Annotated in this window: 6 protein-coding genes; all 6 read right to left on the bottom strand. The window is 40.0% G+C overall.

Features of this window, described 5'->3' with window-relative positions; all coding sequences use genetic code 11:
• Window positions 1-549 precede the first annotated feature (549 nt).
• Window positions 550-1329 (bottom strand): hypothetical protein, encoded by a 780-nt coding sequence (locus tag BJR36_RS12690; RefSeq protein WP_091234971.1) that lies wholly within the window; start codon window positions 1327-1329, stop codon window positions 550-552.
• 132 nt (window positions 1330-1461) lie between these two features.
• Complete coding sequence (locus BJR36_RS12685; protein WP_091234970.1) at window positions 1462-2925, bottom strand: sensor histidine kinase; 1464 nt, start codon at window positions 2923-2925, stop codon at window positions 1462-1464.
• Window positions 2925-3602: a response regulator transcription factor gene (locus BJR36_RS12680; RefSeq protein ID WP_091234969.1), complete on the bottom strand. Its 678-nt coding sequence runs from the start codon at window positions 3600-3602 to the stop codon at window positions 2925-2927. The genes BJR36_RS12685 and BJR36_RS12680 overlap by 1 nt, the downstream gene beginning before the upstream one ends.
• A 108-nt stretch (window positions 3603-3710) precedes the next feature.
• Window positions 3711-4277, bottom strand: a complete 567-nt coding sequence (locus tag BJR36_RS12675) for a hypothetical protein (protein ID WP_091234967.1) — start codon at window positions 4275-4277, stop codon at window positions 3711-3713.
• A 231-nt stretch (window positions 4278-4508) separates the two neighbouring features.
• Window positions 4509-5282, bottom strand: coding sequence for a peptidylprolyl isomerase (locus tag BJR36_RS12670; protein WP_091234965.1), 774 nt, complete (start codon window positions 5280-5282; stop codon window positions 4509-4511).
• A 261-nt stretch (window positions 5283-5543) separates the two neighbouring features.
• Window positions 5544-6785 carry a DUF1015 domain-containing protein gene (locus BJR36_RS12665; RefSeq protein ID WP_091234963.1) on the bottom strand — a complete coding sequence of 414 codons (1242 nt, stop codon included), beginning with the start codon at window positions 6783-6785 and terminating at the stop codon, window positions 5544-5546.
• Window positions 6786-6906 lie beyond the last annotated feature (121 nt).

The raw sequence follows: 6906 nt of genomic DNA, 5'->3' as shown, positions 1-6906 counted from the left end.
TTTTTCCGTATATGCCGATGCTACTCGGTCATATTTTACTGTTTTTTAGGTCGTGTCTCTCGACACTGTTCTTTGATTGGCCGGATACTAAGTCCTGACCGATCATGAAATCTCTTTTCCAGACTTTGTCTGGTTTTGAATTTTCAAGGTTGTTTCACTGTTCAGTTATCAATGTTCTGTGTTGTGGTCTGTAACCAGCAACTTGTACATAATATCATCAAAAAACGTTATTGTCAACACTTTTTTTATTTATTATGAATTCTTTTTATATTCACTCACAATTACTCTGAGTAGAACAAAATTGTATCATTCACATTCATGTTTGTCAACACTTTTTTTACTTTTCTTATTGACAAGCTGTTCTGTGCCTGACGGATTTATATAATATCATTATTTTTTATATTTGTCAATATTTTAAAACTATTTTTTCATTCCTGCTATTTGATTTATTCCTGCTTGTCTTAACATATACAAAAACGCCTCGCTTTTAGATGAACTAAAGCGAGGCGCTGCCATTTGAAATTCAAAACAATTCCCCGGTCCTTTGTTTTATTGGAGCTTAACCAGACCAGAAATACCATTTTTGTATACAAGAAGATCAACTTCCTTAATGATGCTTTGAAGGTCAGAATCAACTTCACACAGAAGAACAGCCTCTGTAGATGCCTCTGCTTCAATCGTTTCACAAACAACCGACATATCATTGCGCAAAAGAGAAATCATGACAGGAACTCTCTTTTCTCCATTAAACATAAAACCGAAAGACATGTCTGCAGAAAGCATATCGCAGACCTGAGCCTGGGATGAACGATTATGTATCTGGAATTTGAATACGCACAACTGAGTTCCGGCAGTAGCATTAACTACTATTCCTTCCTCACCATTCCCTTTTCCATTTGGATAATAGCCGCATACTTCGTACCCCATATACTGGATCGTACAATCGGAGAGCCCTAAGATTTGGCTGAACTTTTCTATTTGCATCTCTGCTGCCGGTTCATCCGCTTCTTCCGCTTCTTCTTCCGCTTCTTCTTTCGACTTATCCGCCTGCTGTTCTGTCAACGGCTCCTGTTTATATTCTCTGATAGATTCATCAGCTTGTTCCTTCGCATCATAGGCGCTGTCTACTATATTGACTTCCTTATTAGACACTACCTCCGGAATATCCGAAACGGATGCCGCATCATGATTTCTGTCATGTTTTATTACTAGTCCTGCTGCATACTCAGCTACAAGATTTTTTTGTTCACTTGTCAGTTTGTCTGCATCCATTTCCGCACATCCTGTTACCATTAAAACTGTCAACAATATAGCCAGTGTTTTTTTCATAACCGCCTCCATGCATATATCGAACTATTGAAATCCCTTTCATCTGCCACATCCACTCACTCGTGGGAATACCCGTGCTATAAAGACACATTTTTTGCTTATAGGCAGTGTTCCGACATACGTTTTATTATATTATTTATCAAGTTCAAACCAGAATTCCACACCATTTTCGTAGTTCTTAACCCCGTATCCCTTGTTTAGAGATTCCATTATTGCTTTTACGATTGAAAGCCCTATACCGCTTCCACCATACTCCCTTGTTCGCGCCTTGTCGATTTTATAGAATTTCCCCCATATATTGTCGATATCCTCTTCCGGAATTGTCTTACCTGTATTGAACACAGATATTCTTGCGTTTTTTTCCGTCTCAGTTATCTTGACTTCAATGAGCATTTCATGATCAACGTGATTCAGCGCATTTGTTATATAGTTTGTTACAACCTCCTCTATCTTAAATTCATCTGCCCAGACATATACCGGGGCATCTGCCTTGAAAATAACCTTGGCACCCTTCTGTCTGATCAGTATATCGGACGACTGTATGATATTCTTTATCAAAGAAGCTATATCAAACCGTTCCATTACGATTTTTTCGTTGCCGAATTCCAGTTGATTCAGGGTCAGAAGTTTTTTTACCATCTGGTTCATTTTTGACGCTTCATCCATTATCACTTCACAGTAGAATTCCCTGCTCTCGGCGTCATCGTTGATTCCTTCTTTAAGACCTTCTGCATATCCCTGAATTAATGCGATTGGCGTTTTTAATTCGTGGGAGACATTCGACAGGAATTCCTTTCTCATCTCGTCTATCTTTATCTTGTTTTCAATATCCCTCTGCAGCTCGTTATTTGCTGTTTTAAGCTCCGAAATAGTTTTTTCAAGAGCATCCGACAATTGATTGATATGGGTTCCCAGAAGCCCTATTTCATTTTCTTCCCTGCTTTCATATCTTGCCTCAAAATCCAAATGTGTCATTCTTTCGGATATTTTTGCAAGTTCCAGTATGGGTTCCGTTATTCTCCTGGTAACGAACCAGATCACAGCAGCGCTCACGAATATTGCAAAGAAGCCTGTATATGCCAAAAAACGGTTCGAGATGCTTACGCTGTCCCTAATGCTTTCTATGGCCGTCCTCATAATGAAAAGGTTGCCGTTATCAAGAGCCCCCCATATTTCCATATAGTCGCTTCCGCTTCTCGGGTCTGTTACTTTCTGCACGATATAATTCTCGCTGTTCTCTAACACCTCGACCTCAACATCCAGATTGCCGACTATGTATCCATACAGCTGCCTTGTCAGAATTTCCCCCTGGCTGATTGACGATTTCTTTATTGTTCCGCTCGGATCCATTATCACAATCGCTATGTTATCGGTGGAGTACATTTTTTCGAATTCTATATCAAACTCATCTGAATCCATCCTGTTATCACTGCTTGCTTCATTTATCCGATTATAGGCTTTCATCAGTGTCCGTTCCTTGTTGACGAGATAGTAATTCACAAGAAATGCATTATTGATGAACCAGCATGCTAAAAGAGTGCAGGTCATCAGTCCTATAAAAATTAGTGCAATCTGCTTTTTTATCGAACGCCTCATTAAACCACCTCAAATTTATAGCCCATGCCCCAGATCGTTTTTATATATTCGCCCTTGTCGCCAAGCTTGCTTCGCAGCTTCTTGACATGGGTATCTATCGTCCTCGCATCTCCAAAATAGTCATAATTCCATACATGGTTCAGAATCTTTTCTCTGGATAAGGCTATTCCCTGATTTTCCATGAAATATGTCAGAAGCTCGAATTCTTTAAAGCTGAGTTCCACTGGTTCTGTGTCTATCGTCACCGTATGTGCCGCCTTATTTACTGCGATTCCTCCGATACTGACCGTTTCCTCCTGGCTTATAACATTAGCTCTTCTTAACAGCGCCTCTACGCGGGCCACAAGAATCTTCGGACTGAAAGGTTTCGATATGTATTCATCGACCCCAATTTCAAACCCCTGAAGTTCATCTCTCTCATCGCTCTTTGCTGTCAGCATAATAATGGGGACTTTCGAATATTCTCTGATTTCCCGGCATACCTGCCATCCGTCAACTTTAGGCATCATGACATCCAATATAATCAAAGCTATCTCTTTTTCAGCATAGAAAATCTCGAGAGCTTTTGCTCCATCCTCTGCCTCCAGTACTTCAAAATTCTGTTTTACAAGAAAATCCTTTACCAGTTTTCTCATCCTGGCTTCATCATCCACCACGAGTATTTTCAATTGATCCATTATCACAACCTCCATAATATCAATATACAAATCACAAAAAGCGTATATTTGCTGTCTTGTCTTACGTGCGATTATAGCAGATAAATATGTATTCTTTGTGAATTGTAATCATTCAGGACTTTGTCCTTCATATTTCTGTTCGAGAGACCTGACAGCAGCCTCTCTTTCTGTCAGTTCCTGATCCCATTCCGCATACTTGTCGGTAAGATGGTTTTTATAATTAATAATGTTCAGGTTCTCGCCGGTTAATGTTATATAAAACATTGCAATGATAATAAAAATCATTATTACATTCAGATATAATGAAAACCTGTATCTTTTTCTATAACAATCCGCACTATCGTTTTGATATATGTCTTTCTTTTCCTCTTCTGATGCCATGTCTGCAGGTATTGCTACAATCCTGCTTTGATCGACAACCCCCGAAGATTTTAGATATTTCTGAACCTCATATAGATAGCTGTATCCAACAGGTGTTTTGAACAGCTTTTTCTCTATGATTTTATCATAAACACTCAGTGCTGCTTCAGGACTTTCGAAATTCGCCCTGCCTGTCACATATTCTATTCCTTCTAATTCTCTTTTTGCTTCGAAGGCAGATTTTTCATCAGCAAATTCAAAACCGCCTATTATTATTTTCTCGTTTCCCTGATTTTCTATTCGTTTCGCTCTCATATCTGGCAAGCTCCTTCTTTCCAGTATTTGTAACTTTTCGGGACTACGTCCTTCATAGTCACAGATGATGCACACAAATTGCAAAACCAGCAATTTGGCGCATACATAACTCAGGTTTTTATGCAAAGTCAGCATAAAAACGCCTCGCAAAACAGGTGTTCTGAACAGTTACCTGTATTTCACCAATGTAACATATGCGGATATCCTTATTCGCATCACAGTTTCCGTACTTTAATATTCCTTAATTTCGATTTTTTCTATAACGACCGGAGTAAGAGGCTTGTCATTACTGTCTGTTTCTGTAAGGGCGATTGCATCAACTATCTCAAGTCCTTCAAACACCTGTCCGAAAACCGTATGTTTTCCCCATAACCATGGCGTTCCTCCATTGTTTTCATAATTTTGTATTGTGGATTCCGGAAAATCCGCCTCTTCCATCTGTGTTATTATATCGGCATCAACTGCTCCTGTCTGAACTATAAAAAACTGGCTTCCATTTGTATTTTCGCCTGCATTCGCCATACACAACGAACCTCTGCAAGGGAAAAGAAGATAGGAAAACTCATCTTCGAAATTTTTACCCCATATACTTTCGCCGCCTGTTCCATTACCGGAAGGATCTCCCCCCTGTATCATGAAGTCATTCATTACCCTGTGGAACGTCAGACCATCATAGTAGCCTTCCTTGGCGTGGGTTATAAAGTTTTCAACTGCCTTTGGTGCTATTTCATTAAAAAACCTGATTTTTATGATTCCGTGATCCTTCACTGTCATTTCAGCAACCGTTTCGCCTGTTTCAGGTGCAAGGAACTGCCCTGCATCACCTGTCTCTTTTGTATCCTCTGAAGATTCTTCTGCCTCTGTTGCTTCCTTCTCCTCTGTCGTTTCCTTCTCCTCTGCAGTCTCCTCCTGGGTTGTTTTCGAAACCTTGTCTTCCTTTGCGCATGCAGCCACTCCTGCAAACATACATAATACCATTCCTAAAATTAAAATTTTCTTTTTCATTTTTCTACCTCTCATTCTTTTCAATATTTCTTGACAACTATTTATCCAACGTCATCCATAGCATGATTTCATTTGTTTTCCATCAAACAAATGCTCCTTTTCTGCCTGACGCTTTTTTGCCCACAGGCATTTTCTATATTTTATCAGAAACGATACCCATTATCCATATTTTTCATCCAGACCTCATGAAATCTAATGGCTATTGCACTAAAAATCCCCGCAGGAAAAGAAATTTTCCGCGGGGCTGGTATTTCTTGTATTCTATTCGCTCAGGCTGTGTATAAATAATCCGCTTCTAAGCTTAGGTTCAAACCATGTGGATTTGGGTGGCATCAGCAGATTTGCATCAGACACCGCAAACAGTTCATCAATTGATGTAGGATACATGGAAAACGCCAATTTCATATCTGATCCAGCTCTTTTCTCCAGTTCTTCAAGACCCCTTATCCCACCAATAAAATCAATTCTTTTATCCGTACGGGGATCTCCTATACCAAGAATCGGAGCCAGAATGCTGTTCTGGAGTATTGAGACATCCAGCCCTTCTACAGGGTCCTCTGAAAGTAGATTCTTATGCGCAGCCAGTTTGTACCACTCTTTTTCAAGAAACATTCCAAAGCAGCCTTTCGATTCAGGCGCATATGCTTTCGTTCCAAGGTTTTCGATTTCAAACAGTTCTCCAACTCTTGAAAGGAATTCTACCCTGGAAAGGCCGTTCAGATCCTTAACAACCCTGTTATATGGCAATATCATAAGCTGATCGTTCGGAAACAGCACAGAAAGGAAGAAGTTGAACTCCTCTTCTCCGGTATATCCAGGATTTGCTTCTCTTCTCATTTTTCCGACTTTAACCGCCGAAGCAGCCCTGTGGTGACCGTCAGCTATATAAATATCGTTAATCGCCGCAAAAGCATCCCCAACCGCATTTATTTTACTGTCTTCTTCTATTTTCCATACTGCATGCCTAACACCGTCATCCGATGTAAAGTCGTAAACCGGAGCATTCTGTCTGACAGCCTCTATTACGGCGTTTATCGCTTCATTAGAGCGGTAAGCCAGAAAAATCGGGCCAGTCTGTGCGTTGCAGATGTTCACATGGTTGATTCGGTCGATTTCCTTGTCAGCCCTTGTGTTTTCGTGCTTTTTAATGATATTGTTTTCGTAATCGTCAATTGACGCACATGCTACGATACCTGTCTGGGCTCTTCCAGCCATTGTCAGCTCATATATATAATAGCATTTTTTTCCATCCTGTTCAAAAAGACCTTCTTCAATCATTCCCCATAATGTGGAATGTGCTCTCTGATAAACCCTTTCATCATAAGTATCGACCGAGTCATCAAACTGGGTTTCTGCCCTGTCGATTTTCAAAAATGAAAGCGGCTCCTTTTTAACTTCTTCTAAAGCTTCGTTCCTGTTATATACATCATACGGTAATGCTGCTATTTTAGAAGCCAGGTCCTGTCTAGGCCTGATGCACTTGAACGGTTTCACTATCGCCATATCTATCACTCCTGTTAAATTACTTTTTTCTGTTTTCCAATGTCTTGATATCTGAAAAATAATCCGATTACTATTTAAAATAATAACCGGATTATTTATAAGCCGCACCGGGAGGCCAGAT

The sequence above is a fragment of the Anaerobium acetethylicum genome, from assembly GCF_900096945.1.
Classification (GTDB): Bacteria; Bacillota; Clostridia; order Lachnospirales; family Lachnospiraceae; genus Anaerobium; species Anaerobium acetethylicum.
This window is presented reverse-complemented; position numbering and strand designations above follow the sequence as displayed.